Here is a 19691-nt window from a genome sequence, read left to right as displayed (position 1 = left end):
TCGTGCATGTAGATGAGCTTCACTCGTCCGACGGCACCTCGGGCCACAGCAGCGGATTCGGGCTGCTGCGCCGGTAGCCCGCTTCGTTCATCAGCAGATCGAGCGTGAGGCTCGCGAGATCGTCGGCGAGCGGCTCGAAGTCGTAGTCCTTCTCCTGATAGCCGATCTTGCGGTACGTATGGCACTCGTCGCACGATTCGGCCTTCAGCGCTTCGCTGCCGCCGTCGATGCCGTGATACGCAATGCCCTTCGTCGAATCACAATTCGAGCACTTGACGCGCACCACGTGCCACTCCGTCGAGCACAGTCCGCATTGCAGATAGCGCAAACCCTGATACTGTCCGCCGACGCGCACGATACTTGCCACCGGCAGCGCGCCGCAAACGGGGCATGTGCCCGGCGTGTCGAGATACGGCACGGCGCGCTCGTCGATGCGGCTCGCGATGTCCGTCCACACCACTTGCAGCGCCGCCATCACGAATGGCGCCGACGCGGGATCGACTTCGTTGAAGCGCAGCGCGAGGACCGCGTCGGCGAGCGCGTCGAGTTCTTGCGCGCTCTTCATGCGCAAGCCGTCGATCACTCGCGCTAGGGGAGGCGTGACGAGACCGGCCGCTTCGACGCGATCGAGCAGACGCTGCAGCACGTCGCGCCACACCGGATCGCGCTCAGTCGTGGACGACGGCGCAATCGGCATCGAGTGCTGCTGCGCGAGAGCAATGGATTCCGCGGAAGGCATCGTCGCGCTGACTTGCAAGAGCGCCTGCTGCTGCGCGTCGGCAAGCGAGGCCATCAAACGGATATACCCGCCGATCGGGCTCGCGCCCGCAAGCTCGCGCAGACGCGCGGCGCGCGTCGAGAACAGCGTCGCGCGCTCAGGCCGGCGAATGCGCGGAAGGGCCGAATGATCGATCGATTCGATCTGGCCGGGCTCCAGAATGCGTTGCACCAATTCAGGTTCCTGCCGTTAGGGTCTGGATGGCGTCAACAGTAGCAGATATGCGGATGCAGCGCGCGCTTCCCGGCACGCGCGCCGCCTGTCACTTGATGCTTTCGCGGAACCACTTCGGATGATGCTTGCGCGCCCAGCCGAGCGTCACCGTGCCCCGCACCATCGCGCTCACGGAGCCCTTGACCCACAGCGCCGCATAGATATGAACGATGATTCCGCAGATCAGCAGGAATGCCGTGATCGCATGAATCACGGACGCGACGCGCACGACCTCGACTGAGAAATAGAACGAGAAATACGCCCGCCACATCACGATGCCGGTCAGCAGCAACAGCACGAGGCACACCACCATCACGAAGAACAGCAGCTTCTGCCCGGCGTTGTAGCGCCCGACTTCTGGAAGCCGGTCCTCGCGCGCGGCGAGCACGTCCCTGTACTGACGCATCCACTGCCAGTCGTCGTCGTTCAGATAGTTGTGATGCCAGAAGCGCAGCGCAAGGATCAGGAACGACACGAACATCACGATACCGATGAACGGATGCAGAATGCGCGCCCATTGCCCGCCGCCGAACAACGCGGTGAGCCAGAACATCGACGGGTGGAAGAACGCGAGACCCGACAGCGCGAGCAGGACGAACGTGATTGCCGTGATCCAGTGATTCGTGCGCTCGTTTGCCGTATAGCGCACGATCAGATCCGGATTGTCATTCCGATGATGTTTCATTTGACGGGCTCCTCGGGCTTGTGTTCGCCACGCTCGCGGATGTCGCGCGCAGCGTTGCGGGCTGCCTCTTCGTCTTCGTCCGTAACCTCGTTCGGCCCGACGCGCGTGTAGTGGAAGAAGCCCGTCAGCGCGGTGAGCGCCATCACCGCGACGGCGAGCGGCTTCGCGATGCCCTTCCACAATTGCACGAAGGGGCTGATGTGCGGATCGTCGGGCAGGCCGTTGTAGAGCGATGGCTTATCCGCATGATGCAGCACGTACATCACGTGCGTGCCGCCCACGCCCTGCGGATCGTACAGGCCCGCTTTCTCGAAGCCGCGCTCCTTCAGGTCCGCGATGCGCTCTGCGGCGTGCGCCTTCATGTCCTCTTTCGTGCCGAACACGATCGCGCCCGTCGGACACGTCTTCACGCACGCGGGCTCCTGGCCGACGCCGACGCGATCCGAGCAGAGCGTGCACTTGTAGACGCGATGATCCGCCTTCGACAGCCGTGGAATGTTGAACGGGCAGCCCGAAATGCAATAGCCGCAGCCGATGCAGTTTTCCTCGTGGAAATCGACGATGCCGTTCGTGTACTGCACGATCGCGCCCGGCGACGGACACGCCTTCAGACAGCCCGGGTCCTCGCAGTGCATGCAGCCGTCCTTGCGGATCAGCCATTCGAGGTCGCCTTTCGGGTTCTCGTATTCGGTGAAACGCATCACCGTCCACGAATGCTCGGTGAGATCGCGCGGGTTGTCGTAGATGCCAGTCGTGGTGCCGACCGTGTCGCGCAGATCGTTCCACTCCATGCACGCCGTCTGGCACGCCTTGCACCCGATGCACTTGGTCACGTCGATCAGCTTCGCGACGCTGCCCGTCGCCGGCTCGCGCACTGACGTGGGCTGCACGGTCGTGGCGGAGATGCGCCTGATATCGAGCGATTGATATGCCATGACGCCTCCCTATGCCTTCTCGACCTTCACGAGGAACGACTTGAATTCGGGTGTCTGCGAATTCGCGTCGGCCACGACAGGCGTCAACGTGTTGGTGATATAGCCCGGCTTGGTAAGTCCCGTGAAGCCCCAGTGCAGCGGAATGCCGACCGTCTGCACCTTCTTGCCGTCGATCATCAAAGGCTTGATCCGCTTCGTCACCACGGCCACGGCAACGATGTGTCCGCGATTGCTCGTCACCTTCACACGATCGCCCGCCACCACGCCGATCTGCTTCGCGTGCTCCTCGCCGATCTCGACGAACTGCTGCGGCTGGATGATCGCGTTCAGACGCGCATGCTTGGTCCAGAAGTGGAAGTGTTCCGTCAGACGATAGGTGGTCGCCACATTCGGGAAATCGGCTGCCTTGCCGAACGCCGCCCGGTCGTCCGGAAACACGCGCGCGGCGGGATTGCTGGTCGCTTGCGGATTGTTCGGATGGAATGTGTTGTAGCCGAGCGGATTCTCGAACGGCTCGTAGTGCTCGGGGAACGGACCTTCGTTCATCCCGTCGCGCGCGAAGAAGCGTGCGACGCCTTCCGCATTCATGATGAACGGACCCATGCCGTTTTCCGGCGGCTCGTCGAGCTTGAAGTCGGGCGTGTCAGTGCCGCTCCAGCTGGTGCCGTTCCACGCGATCAGCTTGCGTTTCGGATCGAACGGCTTGCCGTTCACATCGCACGATGCGCGGTTGTACAGCACGCGACGGTTCGCGGGCCATGCCCATGCCCAGTTCAGCGTCTGGCCGATGCCCGTGGGATCGGCGTTGTCGCGCCGGCCCATCTGGTTGCCCGCCTGGGTCCATGAACCGCAGAAGATCCAGCAGCCGCTCGCCGTGGTGCCGTCGTCCTTCAGTTGCGCGAAACTGGCCAGCTGTTCGCCCTTCTTCACCAGCACCTTGCTTGGGTCTTTCGGATCGGGCAGATCGGCGAGTGCGCGGCCGTTGTACTCCATCGCCATCTCCGCGGGCGTCGGGCTTTCGGGGTTCGCATACGGCCAGCTCAGATTCACGATCGGGTCGGGATACTTGCCGCCCTGTTCCTTGTACGCCTTGCGCATGCGCACGAAGATTCCCGACATGATCTCGAGATCGCTGCGCGCCTCGCCCGGCGGCTCCACGCCCTTCCAGTGCCATTGCAGCACGCGGCTCGAACTCACGAGCGAACCGTTTTCCTCGGCGAAGCACGAGGTGGGCAGGCGGAACACTTCTGTCTGGATCTTCGACGAATCGACATCGTTGAACTCGCCGTGGTTCTTCCAGAACTCGGAGGTTTCCGTCGCGAGCGGGTCCATGATGACGAGCCACTTCAGCTTTGCGAGGCTCGCCGACGACTTGCCCTTGTTCGGCGCGGACGCAAGCGGATTGAAGCCCTGGCAGATGTAGCCGTTCATCTTCCCCTGGTTCATCAGCTCGAGGCCCTGCAATAGGTCGTACGGCTTGTCGAGCTTCGGCAGATAGTCGTAGCCCCAGTTGTTGTCGGCCGTCGCCGCGTCGCCCCACCACGACTTCATCATGCTGACGTAAAACGCGCGGTAGTTCTTCCAGTAGCTCAACTGGTTCGGCCGCAGCGGCTGCGATGCGCGCTTCTTGATGTAGCCCTCGTAGTCCTGCTCCGGCTCGTTCGGCAGCGTCATATAGCCTGTCAGCAGGTTCGACATCAGGCCGAGGTCCGTGAGCCCCTGGATGTTCGAGTGCCCGCGCAGCGCATTCATCCCGCCGCCCGCGACGCCGATATTGCCGAGCAGCAGTTGCACCATCGCGCCCGTGCGGATCATCTGCGAGCCGACCGAGTGATGCGTCCAGCCGAGCGCGTACATAATGGTGCCCGCGCGGTTCGGGGTCGCTGTCGTCGCGAGCGTCTCGCACACGTGCAGGAACTTGTCCTTCGGCGTGCCGCAGGTCTTCTCGACCATCTCAGGCGTATAGCGCGAGTAGTGCTGCTTGAGCAGCTTGTACACGCAACGCGGATGCTGCAACGACATGTCCACTTTCACGAAGCCGTCGTCGCCGCGTTCGTAGTCCCACGTCGATTTGTCGGCGTACTTGCGGGCCTTCGCGTCGTAGCCTGAATAAATGCCGTCGTTGAACGCAAAGTCTTCACGGACGATGAACGGAAAGTCCGTATAGTTCTTCACGTAGTCGTGCTGGATCTTGTCGTTCGTCAGCAGATAGTTGATCACGCCGCCAAGGAACGCAATGTCGGTGCCCGTGCGGATCGGCGCATAGAAGTCCGCGACGGACGCCGTGCGCGTAAAGCGCGGATCGACGACCATCAGCTTCGCCTTGTTGTGCGCCTTCGCCTCCGTTACCCATTTGAAACCGCATGGATGGGCCTCGGCCGCATTGCCGCCCATCACGAGAATCACGTCCGCGTTCTTGATGTCGACCCAATGGTTCGTCATCGCTCCACGGCCAAACGTCGGGGCAAGACCTGCCACCGTCGGGCCGTGTCAGACACGCGCCTGGTTGTCGAACGCGAGCATCCCCATGCTGCGCACAGTCTTGTGCGTCAGATAGCCGACCTCGTTGCTGCTCGCCGACGCCGCGAGCATGCCCGTGGTCAGCCAGCGGTTGACCTTCTTGCCGTCGGGCGTGCTCTCGACGAAGTTCGCGTCGCGGTCTTCCTTCATCAGCTTCGCGATGCGGTCGAGCGCGTCGTTCCACGAGATGCGTTGCCAGTGATCCGAACCGGCAGCACGATACTCGGGATATTTCAGGCGGCTCTCGCTATGGATGAAGTCGATCAGGCTCGCGCCCTTCGGGCACAGCGTGCCGCGATTGACGGGGTGATCGGGGTCGCCTTCAATATGGATGATGCTCGTGGTCGCGTTCTTTGCGCCGTCGCCGAGGCCATACATCAGAATGCCGCAGCCGACTGAGCAGTAAGGACACGTGTTGCGCGTTTCGGTAGTACGAGCCAGTTTGTACTGACGGACTTCGGCGAGCGCGGGTTCAGGCGAGAAGCCCAGCAGGGCCAGGCTCGATCCCGTTAGCGTGCTCGCCGTGACCTTCAGGAACTGACGGCGGGACATTTGCAACATGATCGCCTCTCGTTCTATTTGTGGGGAGGTGAGAAAAAGTATAAGTCGTTTCTTGCACGTCGTAAGCACAACAGAGCAGAACGACGGCACGTCATATGCCTGTCGGTTCGCAGTTGTTGTATCGACATAGATAGATGGGCACAACGCTTGCGTCATACCATTGCCATTCCCCGGCGTGTACGCGCACTGCGATGCACGGCGAATCCGCGAGCACGTGCGTTGCTACTTGCATGAAGTCTGATCGATACCCTCGCCTGGAAGGACCTCATGGACCTCGATTCGCTCTCCGCAGAGAAGTTGCAGTCCGTTGCGAAAAAGCAGGCGTCGTGGGCTGTCGGCGCGCTGCGGCAGTTCGCCGATGACCGCTGCGCCGCGATGGCGGCCGGCATCGCGTTCTATTCGGCGTTCTCGCTCGCGCCGACGCTCGTCATGGTGATCGCGGTATCCGGGTGGTTCTTCGGCGCCGAGGCCGCGCGCGGCGAACTCTTTCGACAGGTGCACGGCGTGCTCGGCAACGACGCCGCCGCTGCCGTCACGACGATCGTGCAGAACGCACACCGCAGCGGCGGCGCCGGCGGCATCGCTGCTATCATTTCATTCACGATGCTCGCGGTCGGCGCGTCGGCGACGTTCTCATCGCTGAACAGCGCGCTCGATGTCGTCTGGCCCTCCGAAACGCCGCGCGCGTCGAGCGTGATGGCGCTCGTGCGCGTGCGGCTGATTTCGTTCGGTCTCGTGCTCGGCGTCGCGTTTCTGCTGATCGTGTCGCTGGTGCTCGACACCGCGATCACGTTCATCGGCAACATGCTGTGGGGCGATTCGCCCTATGTCGTGATCGGCAATCTGCTGCAGCTGCTTGTCGGCTGGCTCGTGCTCGCCTTCGCCTTTGCCGGGTTGCTCAAGTTCCTGCCCGACGCGCCCGTGCGCTGGCGCGATGCGCTCGTCGGCGGGACGATGGCGGCTGCGCTGTTCTCGGCGGGCAAGAAGCTCTTCGCGCTCTACCTCGCGCACGCGGGCATGGCGAATTCGTTCGGCGCGGCGGGCTCGCTCGCGGTGCTGCTGATGTGGCTGTACTTTTCGGCCGTCGTGCTGCTGCTCGGCGCCGAGTTTGCCGCCGCGCGCGGACGCATGCACGATCCGCGCGGCGCGTGGGGCTTCGCGCGCACCACGCCGCCCGGGAGCCGCGCGATGCTGGCGTCGGTGATGGCCGCGTCGACGGTGGCGGCTGGTGCCGCGAAGCGCGGCTCCGTACGGGGCGCCGCGCCGACGCCCGCAGTCGGCGTGACGGCGGGCCCAGCAGGCGGGGCTGCGGGCGCTGCAGAGGTCACGGCTGGCGCGGCGGGCGTGGCGGCGGACACAAAGCCGCGGCGGTCATCGGCTGTGGCAAAGCTCGTCGCGACGCACGATGCCGGCATCAGCAAAGCCGTGAACATAGGCAAAACAGTCGTGAAAGCCGAAACGCACGCGACGCGCGCCGCCGCGAACACGCTGGTGCGCGCGGGCCGCACGGCAGTGGCCGCGGACCGCTATGTCCGGCGCCACCCGTGGCGCTCGGTGCTGGTCGCGGCCGGGACGGCGCTCGTTGTCGCCGCAATGACCGGCCGCCGCAACGATGCCGACGATGCCGCAGCGCCGCCCGCCGCCAGCGACACGCGTTAAGCGTTCGGCTTCAACGAAACTGCACTTGTGTGATCACAACGGCGCGCGGATGTCCACCCGGAACGTCAAGATTTTGCGCGGCCCGTGCCGACCGTTTCCTTATCTAGAAACGGAACTTTCCGCATTTGATTAGACAACTTTCTTACGCAGCACTTGCGCCATAACGCACAACCGCCGCAGACTTCCACGATCACTGTCATAAAAACAACAATAATGCCTAGTCAACGATTCAATATTGCGAAAAGAGCAACAATCGGTCACAAGCCTGCAACACAAGGCCTCCAGCAGGCTGTCACATTTTCGATACACCTTAATTTTTTTCAGTTCTTACACCTGGAGACACTGCGCTATTCTCCGATTCGCAACAACGAAACCAATCATCTGCGTGGAGAAATGGATGAAACGAATCGCACTGTCTACCCTCTCGCTGGCTCTGCTCGGCGCTGCAGGCGCAGCACATGCACAAAGCAGCGTGACGCTTTATGGCTTGATCGATGACTCGATCCAGTACGTTCACAACGCTAACCGTGCAAACGACAATCTGTGGCAACTCGCCGCCGGCAACCTGCAAGGCAGCCGCTGGGGCATGAAGGGCACGGAAGACCTGGGCGGTGGACTGAAGGCTATCTTCCAGTTGGAAAGCGGCTTCGATCCGAACAGCGGCAAGATGGGCCAAGGCAGCCGCCTGTTCGGCCGTCAAGCTTATGTCGGTCTGACGCACGATGCATACGGCACGCTGACGATGGGTCGCCAGTACGACCCGGTCGTCGACATGGTTCAACCGCTGACGGCTGACAACTACTTCGGCAGCACGTTCACGACCCCGGGCGACGTCGACAACAACGACAACAGCTCGCGTACGAACAATGCAGTCAAGTACGTTTCGCCGGTGTTTAGCGGCTTCCAGTTCGAAGGCATGTACGCTCTGGGCGGCGTAGCCGGTTCGACCGGTTCGGGCCAGACGTGGTCGGGTGCAGCAACGTGGAGCGGCGGTCCGTTCAGCGTCGCAGCTGGCTACATCCGCATGGACGCCGGCAACACGGCCGCGTCGCGCGGAACCGGCTGGAACTCGGCAACGGTTCCGACGTCGGGCGCAACGTTCGACTCGCAGATCAACAATGGCTACGCAACGGCCAAGTCGGTCAGCATTGCGTCGACTGCTGCGCAGTACGTGACGGGTCCGTTCACGTTCAACATCCGCTATAGCTTCGCGCAATACAAGCCGGACGCATTCTCGGCATTCGGCGAACAAGAGAAGTTCCACGTCGCGGGCGCGTTCGCTGGCTACCAGCTCACGCCGGCTATGCTGCTCGGTCTGGGCTATACCTGGACGCACGGCGCTGGCGACACGTCGGCGAACTACCACCAGGTTTCGCTGGGCGGCGACTACTCGCTGTCGAAGCGCACCGACCTGTACCTGATCGGCGCATACCAGCACGCAAGCGGCACGCAGCGTACCAGCTCGACGACGACGCAAGAAGCAGGCGCTTCGGTCGGTTCGTACGGTTTCGACGCAAGTTCGAAGTCGCAAGAAATCGTCAGCCTGGGTATCCGTCACAAGTTCTAACTCGAAGAACGAATGGCGTACGGCTCGAGACGTCGAGCCGTATTTCAGAAGCCAGCCGGAGGCGCAAGCCGAAGGCTGGTTTTTTTATTGGTGCGGGCTTATTTCGAGCCTCGCACTCCGATCAACCGCGCGCTTTGGGCTTGTCGGCTTGCGCCAGGGTCTGTGCCGGACGCGCGCCGGCATCCGCAGGGGTCTCATCGCCGTCGGCGTGCGAGGCGCCAGGCGCGCGATACAGCACCATCTCGCCGATGTGTCCGTCGCGCGGCACATCGCCCGCACTCTGCCAGTCCGGCTCGGGAATCTCGCCGAACACCTGCCGCAGCCGATCGCCCCACGTGCGGTGAATCATCTGGTAATACGTGTTGTCCTGATCGATCGACACAAAGCGCGTCACGCGCAGCGCATCCTTTTCGTAGACAAGCAGATCGAGCGGCAACCCAACCGAGAGGTTCGAGCGCAGCGTCGAATCCATCGAGATCAACGCGCACTTGGCGGCTTCGTCGAGCGGCGTCGACGGCACGAGCACGCGGTCGATGATCGGCTTCCCATACTTCGACTCGCCGATCTGGAAGTACGGATTCACGCGTGACGACTCGATGAAATTGCCCGCCGCATAGATCATGAAGAGGCGCGGACGCGGCTGCCCCACACCGTTGCCGCTCGCGCTGCCGTTGAGGATCTGGCCGCCGAGAATGAAGCTGCAATTGAAGTCGACGCCGAACTCGTGCAGCGCGTTCGCTTCGCGCTGATGGACGTCGCGCACCGCCTGGCCGACGACGCGCGCGGCGTCCGCCATCGTCGAAACGGTCCATAGCGTGGGCCGCGAAGGATCGGCGGACTCGGACAGCTCGTGCAGCACGGCCTGTGTGAGCGACAGATTGCCCGCGCTGAGCAGCACCAGCACGCGCTCGCCCGGCTCTTCGAACACCGACATCTTGCGCGCGGTGCTGATGTGATCGACTCCGGCGTTGGTCCGCGTGTCCGAGAGGAACACGAGGCCGTCGTCGACGCACATCGCCACACAGTAGGTCATTTCGGTACTCCCGCGTCTCTCGATCTCTCGATCTCTCGACGATAGACGATATGCAGACAGGCCAGTGGATCGCCCAGAAAAAACCCGTCGCCTATGCCGACAGCGACGGGCTCACTTTAACCGCTCTCTGTGCATGGTACCGCATGCCCAGTGCTCTGCTCAGCAGAAACAGAGGTGCAAAAAGCCACCTCACAATCACGGCAGTGGCGGCTGCAAACCCTTATCTTCAGACAATTACTCGTTAATTTGCTGGTAACATCGCGCTTTTTTTACTCTTTTCAGACGAATGACCTTTCTCGCCAAGACAAAGAAATCCCTCCCCGCCGCGGCCGTCGCCGCCTGTCTCGCAACTACATCGCTGATGTTCGCGCCGTCCGCTCAGGCGCAAGTCGAAACATTGAAAGCGCCCGTCTACGGCGTGACGCTCGATGATCTGACGAAACTGGATGCGATCGTCGCATCGCTCAGCAATTTGCCCTATCGTCCGACCGTGCGCGTCGTGTTCGATCCCGACACACCCGCTTCCGATTACTATGCGCCGCTTCTGCGTCTGCACGCCGTCGCCTATGTGATGGGCGAAGTCATGGACTCGTATTACTTTCCGACGGATCTCGCCACGTATAAGGCGCGCACCCAGGAACTGGTATCGAAGCTGAACGGCACCGTCGACGTCTGGGAAATCGCAAACGAAATCAACGGGGAATGGCTGCGCAATCATCCTTCCGGTTCAGCCGCGACAGTCAATTCGGAAGAGACGCAGATCGGCCAGATGGTTCTGGCGGCCAACTCGATCGTCAAGGCGGCCGGTGGCAAGACGGCAATCACGCTGTACTACAACGATGACAGCAAGGGCAATAACTGCTGGGAAAAGCCGCAAGACTATTGGAAAACCTGGCCGACGAGTTTCCTGCCCGCGTCCGTGCTTCAGTCGACGGACTACGCGCTTTTCAGCTACTACCCGTATCAGGATTGCACCGGCCTGTCGCCCTCGTGGAATGCAGACTTCGCGGCCCTCGAGAAGATCTTCCCCAATGCGAAAGTCGGCTTCGGCGAGATCGGCACGTCCAGCACGTCCGCTCCAACGTCGGTTCAGCAGAACCTGATCAAGACGTACTATCCGATGGTCAACACAATGACCGATCCACGCTTTATTGGCGGCTTCTTCTGGTGGAATTACGCCGAGCAGATGCTCCCGTATTCGACGAGTAGCTATTGGCAACTGCTGCGCCAGACGATGATCAATCTGAAGGCGCCCAGCTAATGCGGTGACTGTATCGCATTAACTCGCTAATGCATTCGTAACACGAGTGCCGGAAATCGGTGCTCGTGCTTTCGTAATACGCCCAATGATATTAATTAGATAAATTGACTGCATCGACTCTGGGTGAAAGTACCTATCTTGGGTTGGCGTCAAATGCAGTACAACAAAGCCAGATAGACCTGTTGTTATCGAAAAATTCATTGATGGTCAAAGGTAAGATCGTGCATATGTCGATGCCCTCGAAGTACGAGTTACCTTTCCTTCTCTAGCAAAATAGAATGCCCTTTCCCTCCGGCACGATAACAACATCAGTCGCTCTCTTTTCCTGAATATGTTGCTTTGCGGTGCTCCTGCATGGTTGAATCTTTAAAACCTTTTGGCCGCACCACATCGGGGAGCGTCGAAAATAGATAGTGCGCAGACGCTGCATAACAAGCTGTCTACGACGGACGATACATCGTATGAGAATATTAAAAGACGCCAAATAGCGGCATTACGTCACGGAACGTGAGAAGCCGTCGACTCGTATTTCCAATCCCAAAGAAGACCGTTGAATTGATCTGACAGGCGACATCGGCCTGTCATGGTCGACCTTTGCAATCTTCTTTGTGGAAAGCGAGGCCGTAAAGAATAGCGAGGTGACCATCATGCGACAATTGAGCGATGCAATACTGTCTATCTATAAGGCTTCGAAGAGCAGTACGCAGACCCAGTTTTTGATGTACGCCTTTCGCACCATCAGCGAGTACGTGCCATTCGACCGACTCCGCTGGCGCGCCGGTGTCACGGGTGACACGGGCCTCGTCATCTATACGCTCGGCTCGCTCGCCCCGCCTCGTACACCCGCAGACCATCTGATCACCATTGGGTGCGATGGCCATCGATCAGCCGAAGACAACAAGCCAGTACTTCTGCCCCGAATCGTCGGGGCGCTGGAAGAAGAAACGCGCGATTGCTATGAATTCGAACACCGCGCGAACACCGTTGCCGTCTGGTATCGCTTCGCAGAACATGAAGAGGCGCGCCTCGGCGAGCCCAATCTGCGCTTCGCAACGCTCTCGTTTCTCGTACTTTCATTACATCGCGATGGCGCGATGCGGTCGTTCACCGACAACGAACGCGATATCGTTCAGACGCTGCACACGCATATCAGCGAGGCGTGGGCAACGAACGTATCCGACGGGCTGCAACGGTTCCAGTACGACCAGCACGAGCGCGATCGAGCGGGCGCCATCGTGACCGCGGATGGCATCCTTCTATTCGGCGACGAGCGATTCTTGCGCCACCTTGCCGAGCGATGGCCAAGACCGGTCGATGCGCGTTTGCCGGAGCCGCTGCGCCTCGCATTGGCCGCCGGCAAAACGCGCCACATCGAAACCACGCATGGATACCGGATCATGCGCGAGGGGGCGATCGCGTATATTTACGCGCACCCGAGAAGAGCCGTCGATACACTGACGGCACGCGAGCTACAGGTTGCGCAAAAGGTGGCATCGGGTCTGACTCACAAGGAAATCGCGCGACTGTTTGGCGTCTCACCGAGTACTGTCCGAAAACAGATCGTGTCGATACACGAGCGAATGGGTGTGCGCAACAATGCGGAACTTGCGGCTCAACTCGGACCAGGCCTTAGCCAGTAACCGCAAGTTCACGCATTAGCGACTCTCCGCGAGCTCATTCAACTGTCACCGACTTCGCAAGATTGCGCGGCTTGTCGATGTCGGTCTGCCTCGCACACGCACAGTGATACGCAAGCAGTTGCATGGGCAGCACATGGAGTATCGGCGAAAGAAGCCCGAAATAGGCACCTGTTTCGAGAACCCGCAATCCGCTCGCACACGAAAGCCCTGTTCCGCTATCGGCGATCACGAACAACTGGCCTCCGCGCGCGCGTACCTCCTGCATGTTCGATTTGAGCTTATCCAGAAGCGCATCGTTCGGCGCGGACACGATGGTCGGCATTTCCGGCGTGACGAGTGCCAGCGGCCCATGCTTCAATTCACCCGCGGCGTACGCTTCGGCGTGAATGTACGCAATTTCCTTGAGCTTTAGCGCGCCTTCCATTGCAATAGGGTAATGCGCGCCGCGTCCCAGATAGAACGCGTTCTCATGCTGACTGATCTCGCTCGCCCACGCGATGATTTGCGGTTCTTGTGCCAGCACTGCGCGGCACGCTATGGGCAAATCCCGCAACTGCTGGAGATAGGCACTCTCCTGTTGCGATGTCACCGTACCGCGCACGCGCCCTAATGTCGCCGCAAGTAGAAAGAGTGCGATGAGTTGCGTGGTGAACGCCTTCGTCGAAGCGACGCCGATTTCCATGCCTGCACCAGTTAGAAACGTACTGCGCGTCGTCCTCATCATCGCACTGTTCGCGACATTGCCGATTGCCAGCGTGTTGTCGAGCCCCATCATTTGCGCGTACTTCAACGCGGCCAGCGTGTCAGCCGTTTCTCCTGACTGCGAGACGGGCACGACCAGCGTGCGCGGATCGTGGCATTGATCCCGATAGCGGAATTCGCTGGCAATCTCGACCTGCACCGGCAACCTCGCGATCGTCTCGAACCAGTGCTGCGCGACTAGCCCTGCGTGGTGGCTGGTGCCACACCCCAACAGCAAGACTTTACCGACCGATTCAAACGTCGAGCGGTCGGCGCTCTGAAAAATCGACGGAGTCAGCGCGTCGATTTCTCCCAACGTTCGGGCAATCGCAAGCGGCTGCTCGAAAATTTCCTTTTGCATGTAGTGCGAGAACGAACCGAGCGATGCGCCTTCGAGCGATTGGGCGATCATGCGGTCGGGACGCTTCACGCTGCGGCCATTGCGATCCCATGTGATGAGGTTGCCCGGCGTCAGATCCACGACGTCGCCATCTTCCAGGAAGACGAAGCGATTGGTATAGCCTGCAAGCGCGATGGCGTCCGATGCCAGAAACGCTTCCGTCTCACCAATGCCCGCTACCAGCGGCGACCCGTCTCTCGCGCCGACCATGCGGCCCGGCTCGTCATTGCTGAATGCAGCGATCGCATACGCGCCATGGAACATGCGGGTTGCGCGAATCACGGCAGAAAGAAGATCGCCGTCATAGAAAGAATGCACGAGATGCGCAATGACTTCCGTATCCGTCTCGGTCTGAAACTCGTAGCCTTGCGCCGTCAAAATCGCCTTCAGCGATTCGTGATTTTCGATGATGCCGTTGTGCACGATCGCGATCAGATCCCGCGAGAAGATCGGATGTGCGTTTTCAGTCGCGGGCGCACCGTGCGTCGCCCATCGTGTATGTGCAATGCCAAGCGATCCTTCCAGATGTATGTCGGAGATCGTTCTCGCCAGCGAATTGACGCGCGCGGTACATCGCGCCCGACGAGGCATTCCGGCCCGGTGCACGGCCACGCCGCACGAATCATAGCCCCGATATTCCAGCCGGCGTAGTCCCTCGATCAACATCGGCACGACGTTTCGCCGCGACACAGCTCCCACGATTCCACACATGACACACCTCCCGAGCAAATCATTCGACTGCAACTCAAGGATGATGTGAAAGTGATAGACGCTGGAGAAGTGGCAAGCAATGGTTCAAATGTTCCATTGCTGATTGAACACGCGCCGCCTTCAATGAGAGTGCCGAGATCACGCGAGCATGAAGACGCCATGCAAACGACTGCCCTCTGGACTCTGTACCTGACCGCACTCAACGTCGTCGCACTTTTCACCGCGTGTGTCATTTTCGTCAGCACGATCGACGATCTGATGCTCGACGGCTTTTTCTGGCTGACCGAGTTGAAGCGGCGAATGCGTGGCGAACAGAGGCAAACGGTCGACGTGCCGATGCTGAGACAGCTAAGCGAACAGCACTTCGCCATCATGGTGCCCGCGTGGAAGGAATATGACGTGATTGCCAAGATGGTCGAGAACACGCTGTCGACTATCGAGTACGACCATTACACGATCTTCGTCGGCACGTATCACAACGATGCCGAAACGACGGCTGAAGTCGAGCGCATGATTCGCCGCTATCCCGGACGCGTCACGCGCGCGACCGTGCTTAACGACGGACCGACGTGCAAGGCGGACTGTTTGAACTGGATCGTCGCCGCGATCTTGCGTTATGAGGAGAAACACCACATCCATTTTGCGGGTGTCGTGATGCACGACTGCGAGGATGTCATTCATCCGATCGAACTGAAGTACTTCAACTATGCCGTTGAACGTCACGACCTGGTGCAACTTCCCGTGCTCTCGCTGCCGCGCAAATGGAACGAGTTCGTCGCGGGAACGTATATGGACGATTTCAGCGAAACCCATCAGAAAGACATTCCGACACGCGAGCGCTTGACGGGCGTCGTGCCCGGTGCCGGTGTCGCTTCATGCTACGGGCGCCGCGCGATAGAAACGGCCATGAGACTGCGCGGCGGCTGTCCGTTCAACACCGACTCGCTGACGGAAGACTACGACTTCAGCTTCCGGCTCCGCGAGATGGGCATGACGGAGACGTTCGCGCATTTTTCCATTTCGGAAGATTCGACCGATCTGCCCCGTGTGCGAGGCGGACGCAATCAGCACACGACGCGCGCACTGCTCGCCACCCGCGAGTACTTTCCCGATACGTTCAGAACCGCCTATCGTCAACGGGCCCGCTGGATTCTCGGCATTGCCTTCCAGGGCTGGGAGCAACTGGGCTGGAACGGCAGCCTGCGGGCGCGCTACATGTTTTTCCGCGATCGCAAAGGCATGGTCACGTCTGTCGTGTCGGTAGTCGCCTATTTCGTGCTGGTCAATTTCATTGCACTCGCCACATTACAGGCAGGCGGCTATGACATATACGTCGATGCACGACTCGCAATGGCTACCGATTATCTCTATCCCTTGCTGTCGACCAATGCAGCGATGCTCTTTCTGCGCGTGTGGGAGCGATACTACTTTGTCGCAAAGCTCAATGGCCGTCTGCAAGGGCTTCTATCGATACCACGCCTCATCGTCAACAACCTCATTAACTTCTGCGCCGTCTGCCGTGCGTGGAAGATCTATATCCGGCACCTCGCAACGGGCAAGCCGATCGCCTGGGACAAGACGGCTCATACGTTTCTCTCCAATGAAGCAATGGGAAAGTCACGTCGCCGCCTTGGCGAGATCCTCATCGACTGGGGCGTGCTGACTCAGGAAAAGCTCGAGGCGATTTTGACGCTGCAAGGCCAGTGCGGCAGAAAGCTCGGAGAACTTCTTCTCGAACACGCGTATGTGATGGCCGATACACTCGCCGACGCTCTTGCGGAGCAGTCTGAACTACCGCGCGTCAGCCTCGCCAACGTGGCCGTCGATCTCTGTGCCGGCGCGCTGCCTTACGAGCTTCAGCACGCCTTTATCATTGTGCCTTTTTCGATTGGCGAAGACGGCACGCTAAATTGTGCAGTCGGCAGTCCCTTGACGGTGGACGAACAAGGGATCGTCCACCGAGGTGCCGGAACTAAAGTCGCGTATTTCATTGCTGCCGATTCAGAACTGAAAAGCCAACTGCGCAAGCACGCACGATATGAAGAACTGGAACGGGCGCGCGCACAGGTTTTGCCATTCGTCGACCCGAAGATAAGCCCCGGACCGGGGGTCGCATGAATACAACCCGGCCGACAGCATCCGACTACACCCGGAAGCAGCTTGGTTGTGCGGCCGCCGTGCTCGTGTGCCTTACGCTTTGCAGCATCGACGCGTATGCGCAACCGAAGCTGACTCCGCGTGCATATCGGCTGGCGGACGCCGCGTACAAATCGATCGCTGACGGCAACCTGCCTCGCGCGGAAAGCTACGCGGAACGCGCATGGACAGTGCAGCCCGGTAGCGAGCAACTGGGCCTGCTGCTGCTCGATGTGTACGTCCGCGAAGGCAAAACACCCGAGGCGGACTCTCTCGGGGAAACGCTGCTGGAGCGCTTTCCTGACAGTCCACAAGTACTCGCGCAAAACGGCTTTCTCGCACAGCGTCAGCAACGAAGCCAGATGGCTTTCCGCTATCTGTCCGCGGCGCTTGAAAAAGGGAAGTGGACGACAGAACAACAGCGAACCTTGCGCCTCGCGTGGGCCGATAGCGCGCTCACCGCGCAGCGTCCCGACGAGGCTGAGAAAGCGCTCGCCCCGCTAGCGGACCAGACAGACGCCGCCGTCCAGTTGCGGCTCGCGCAAACCCGACTGATCGAAGGCGACCGTCAATCAGCCGTTTCAGCCGCACAGATGGCGCTCGATCACGCGACGACGGACGCCGACCGCACGTACGCGCAGGCAATCATCGACCAGGCCCACAATGCCGAACTACAGGAAACACAGGCCGCCGCCACAGCGCATTTGCAGGCTGCGTATGACCTCCTGCGAGAGCGCAAGGACTCGCAGGCACTCGAAGAATTTCAAACGGGTTTCGATCAGGGCGCGGGCACTGCCGGGAATTATGCAGACGCCGCTTATGCCGCAAAGCGCACTTTCGATAACGAGCGCTCCGTCAAACTCTTCGAGCAAAGCCTCGATGCCGACGACAAAGAACACGCTTTCGACGAGCAGCGGCGCTTCGGATATAAGCGCGAAGTCGAAGAACTGCAAAGAGAATGGGGCTTTCAACTAAGCCTGCCGTATCAGACGGCCGCTTTCGGTCCCGAAGGCACAGTCGACGTATTACAGCCCGGCTTCGAAGCCTATTGGCAACCGCCGAAGATCGGCTACCGGGACGGCCGCATTCTGCAGTTCTTCGTACGCGGTTACGGCACAGCCTACGACGGCGCCGGCAATGTGACGGGCGCGCCGACCATTCAAGGTTCAGTCGGCGTGCGTTACAAGCCGCTTCCGTCTCAGAACCTAGTCGTGACGGGCGAGCGGCTCTTCAAGATCGGAAGCCTGTCGACGAACGATTTTCTATTCAGGCTGGGCTATTCGTCGGAGGACGGCACTGACCTGCGCGTCACCGAACCAAGCTGGCGAAGCTGGCAGGCCTATATCGAAGGCGCGTATTTCGTCAATGCGGGCCGCTACATCATTTACACAGAACTTCGCTATGGGCATACGTGGCGCGTGACGCCCATCAGCGAAAAGCTCACCGTCTATCCCCACGTGGCGCTCGCGGGCGATCACGACAACAAGGCAACGGATCAGACAGCGCTCGGCATCGGACCGGGGGTGCAGTTCCGTTTCTGGTTCCGCGAATCGAAATACCGTGCCCCGGCAAGCTGGGCTGACGTGACGGTGCAATACCGCTTCCCGTTGACTTCGGCCGCACGCGCACGCGGTCTCGTCGTGCGCGCAACTCTATGGTTCTGAAGACGCAACTGAAGGAGATGACGATGAGGAAAGTATTGACTGTGTTCGGTACCCGGCCCGAGGCGATCAAGATGGCGCCGCTCGTCCAGAAACTGCGCGAAGCACCGGGTTTCGATGTTCAGGTATGCGTGACGGGCCAACACCGCGAGATGCTCGATCAGGTACTCGGCCTGTTCGACATATCGCCCGATTTCGATCTGGACGTCATGCGCAAACGGCAGTCGCTGACGGAGATCACGTCGGACATTCTCAACAGCATCGGCGAGGTTTATGACTCGGTGAACCCGGAGATCGTACTCGTGCATGGCGACACGACGACGACACTCGCCGCGAGCCTTGCTGCCTTTTATCGGCGTGTAAAGGTGGGGCACGTCGAGGCCGGTCTGCGAACGGGGAATATCTGGTCTCCGTGGCCGGAAGAATTGAACCGCAAGCTCTGCGATGCCGTGTCGAGCTGGCATTTCGCTCCAACCGCACGAGCCCGCGACAACCTGTTGGCCGAAGGCGCAAACGCAAAGCAAATCGTGCTAACGGGCAATACCGTGATCGACGCACTGCTCGGCGTGCGTAGAAAAATAGAAAGTGATTTCAATTTGGCCGAAGCAATCTCGCTGCGATTTCCCGGCATCGACTGGACACGCCGCATCATCCTCGTGACAGGACATCGCCGGGAAAGCTTTGGCGAGCCGTTCCGGAAGTTTTGCACCGCGCTGCGCATTCTCGCGCAGTCGTATCCGGATGTGCAAATCGTCTACCCCGTGCACCTCAATCCGAACGTACGAGAGCCGGCAGAGCAAATACTTCGCGACTCGCCGAACATTTATCTGACCGGCCCGCAAGACTATTTGCCTTTCGTGTTCCTCATGACGCGCGCGTATCTCGTGATAACCGATTCGGGCGGCGTTCAGGAAGAAGCGCCATCGCTTGGAAAGCCCGTGCTGGTGACACGCGATACGACGGAGCGCCCAGAAGCCATAGAAGCGGGAACAGCCAGACTGGTCGGCACGGATATCGGCCGCATTCTCACAGAAGCATCGAGTTTGCTCGACAACGAACATGCCTATCGCAGCATGGCCTGCGCAACCAACCCTTATGGCGATGGACAGGCGTGCACAAGAATCGTCGCTGCCCTGGAAGAAGCGTCTGCGCGTGCGCCGATTCACGTGGCAAACGCGCCCATGCTCGTC

At 60.3% G+C, this 19691-nt stretch carries 12 protein-coding genes and 1 pseudogene; 7 read left to right on the top strand and 6 right to left on the bottom strand.

The annotated features are described in order from the left end of the window. Window positions 1-19: 19 nt before the first annotated feature. From fdhE to fdnG, 4 genes are all read right to left on the bottom strand, one after another. Complete coding sequence (gene fdhE / locus BMW76_RS06595; protein WP_090864284.1) at window positions 20-952, bottom strand: formate dehydrogenase accessory protein FdhE; 933 nt, start codon at window positions 950-952, stop codon at window positions 20-22. 88 nt (window positions 953-1040) lie between these two features. Then, window positions 1041-1676: a formate dehydrogenase subunit gamma gene (locus BMW76_RS06590; RefSeq protein WP_090864281.1), complete on the bottom strand. Its 636-nt coding sequence runs from the start codon at window positions 1674-1676 to the stop codon at window positions 1041-1043. Next, window positions 1673-2611 (bottom strand): formate dehydrogenase subunit beta, encoded by a 939-nt coding sequence (fdxH, locus tag BMW76_RS06585; RefSeq protein ID WP_090864279.1) that lies wholly within the window; start codon window positions 2609-2611, stop codon window positions 1673-1675. The genes BMW76_RS06590 and fdxH overlap by 4 nt, the downstream gene beginning before the upstream one ends. A gap of 9 nt (window positions 2612-2620) precedes the next feature. Next, window positions 2621-5692: a formate dehydrogenase-N subunit alpha gene (gene fdnG / locus BMW76_RS06580; RefSeq protein ID WP_143062216.1), complete on the bottom strand. Its 3072-nt coding sequence runs from the start codon at window positions 5690-5692 to the stop codon at window positions 2621-2623. Window positions 5693-5959: 267 nt separating this feature from the next. Here fdnG and BMW76_RS06570 point away from each other — a divergent pair, with 267 nt between their 5' ends. Next, window positions 5960-7351 (top strand): YhjD/YihY/BrkB family envelope integrity protein, encoded by a 1392-nt coding sequence (locus BMW76_RS06570; protein ID WP_090864273.1) that lies wholly within the window; start codon window positions 5960-5962, stop codon window positions 7349-7351. 397 nt (window positions 7352-7748) lie between these two features. After that, window positions 7749-8918: a porin gene (locus BMW76_RS06565; RefSeq protein ID WP_090864271.1), complete on the top strand. Its 1170-nt coding sequence runs from the start codon at window positions 7749-7751 to the stop codon at window positions 8916-8918. Between the two features lie 121 nt (window positions 8919-9039). Here the strand turns inward: BMW76_RS06565 and BMW76_RS06560 are convergent, their stop codons facing one another. Beyond that, window positions 9040-9951: a proteasome-type protease gene (locus tag BMW76_RS06560; protein ID WP_090864269.1), complete on the bottom strand. Its 912-nt coding sequence runs from the start codon at window positions 9949-9951 to the stop codon at window positions 9040-9042. 361 nt (window positions 9952-10312) lie between these two features. Between BMW76_RS06560 and BMW76_RS06555 the strand changes: the two genes are divergently transcribed. After that, entirely contained in the window at window positions 10313-11212 is a 900-nt protein-coding gene (locus tag BMW76_RS06555; protein ID WP_245763133.1) for a hypothetical protein, read from the top strand. Between the two features lie 608 nt (window positions 11213-11820). Continuing rightward, window positions 11821-12852 carry a helix-turn-helix transcriptional regulator gene (locus BMW76_RS06550; protein WP_143062215.1) on the top strand — a complete coding sequence of 344 codons (1032 nt, stop codon included), beginning with the start codon at window positions 11821-11823 and terminating at the stop codon, window positions 12850-12852. A gap of 34 nt (window positions 12853-12886) precedes the next feature. Here the strand turns inward: BMW76_RS06550 and glmS are convergent, their stop codons facing one another. Further along, window positions 12887-14704, bottom strand: coding sequence for a glutamine--fructose-6-phosphate transaminase (isomerizing) (gene glmS, locus BMW76_RS06545; protein WP_090864262.1), 1818 nt, complete (start codon window positions 14702-14704; stop codon window positions 12887-12889). A 123-nt stretch (window positions 14705-14827) separates the two neighbouring features. On the opposite strand from glmS, the gene BMW76_RS06540 reads away from it, so the two are divergent. The 3 genes and pseudogenes from BMW76_RS06540 to wecB all read left to right on the top strand — a co-directional run. Then, window positions 14828-16822 (top strand): glycosyl transferase family protein, encoded by a 1995-nt coding sequence (locus BMW76_RS06540; RefSeq protein WP_322789259.1) that lies wholly within the window; start codon window positions 14828-14830, stop codon window positions 16820-16822. Beyond that, complete coding sequence (locus BMW76_RS06535) at window positions 16819-18504, top strand: NfrA family protein (protein WP_090864258.1); 1686 nt, start codon at window positions 16819-16821, stop codon at window positions 18502-18504. The genes BMW76_RS06540 and BMW76_RS06535 overlap by 4 nt, the downstream gene beginning before the upstream one ends. A gap of 23 nt (window positions 18505-18527) precedes the next feature. Further along, window positions 18528-19637 (top strand): annotated as a pseudogene (wecB, locus tag BMW76_RS06530) (non-hydrolyzing UDP-N-acetylglucosamine 2-epimerase); the annotation flags it as partial. Window positions 19638-19691: the final 54 nt, after the last annotated feature.

The sequence above is a fragment of the Paraburkholderia diazotrophica genome, from assembly GCF_900108945.1.
Lineage (GTDB): Bacteria > Pseudomonadota > Gammaproteobacteria > Burkholderiales > Burkholderiaceae > Paraburkholderia > Paraburkholderia diazotrophica.
This window is presented reverse-complemented; position numbering and strand designations above follow the sequence as displayed.

Excerpts from the sequence above, each read along its gene's own strand:
- BMW76_RS06540 (WP_322789259.1), top strand. The coding sequence starts at position 14,828 with ATGAGAGTGCCGAGATCACGCGAGCATGAAGACGCCATGCAAACGACT.
- BMW76_RS06570 (WP_090864273.1), top strand. The coding sequence starts at position 5,960 with ATGGACCTCGATTCGCTCTCCGCAGAGAAGTTGCAGTCCGTTGCGAAA.
- BMW76_RS06555 (WP_245763133.1), top strand. The coding sequence starts at position 10,313 with ATGTTCGCGCCGTCCGCTCAGGCGCAAGTCGAAACATTGAAAGCGCCC.
- BMW76_RS06565 (WP_090864271.1), top strand. The coding sequence starts at position 7,749 with ATGAAACGAATCGCACTGTCTACCCTCTCGCTGGCTCTGCTCGGCGCT.
- BMW76_RS06590 (WP_090864281.1), bottom strand. The coding sequence starts at position 1,676 with ATGAAACATCATCGGAATGACAATCCGGATCTGATCGTGCGCTATACG.
- BMW76_RS06560 (WP_090864269.1), bottom strand. The coding sequence starts at position 9,951 with ATGACCTACTGTGTGGCGATGTGCGTCGACGACGGCCTCGTGTTCCTC.
- BMW76_RS06535 (WP_090864258.1), top strand. The coding sequence starts at position 16,819 with ATGAATACAACCCGGCCGACAGCATCCGACTACACCCGGAAGCAGCTT.
- fdxH (WP_090864279.1), bottom strand. The coding sequence starts at position 2,611 with ATGGCATATCAATCGCTCGATATCAGGCGCATCTCCGCCACGACCGTG.
- glmS (WP_090864262.1), bottom strand. The coding sequence starts at position 14,704 with ATGTGTGGAATCGTGGGAGCTGTGTCGCGGCGAAACGTCGTGCCGATG.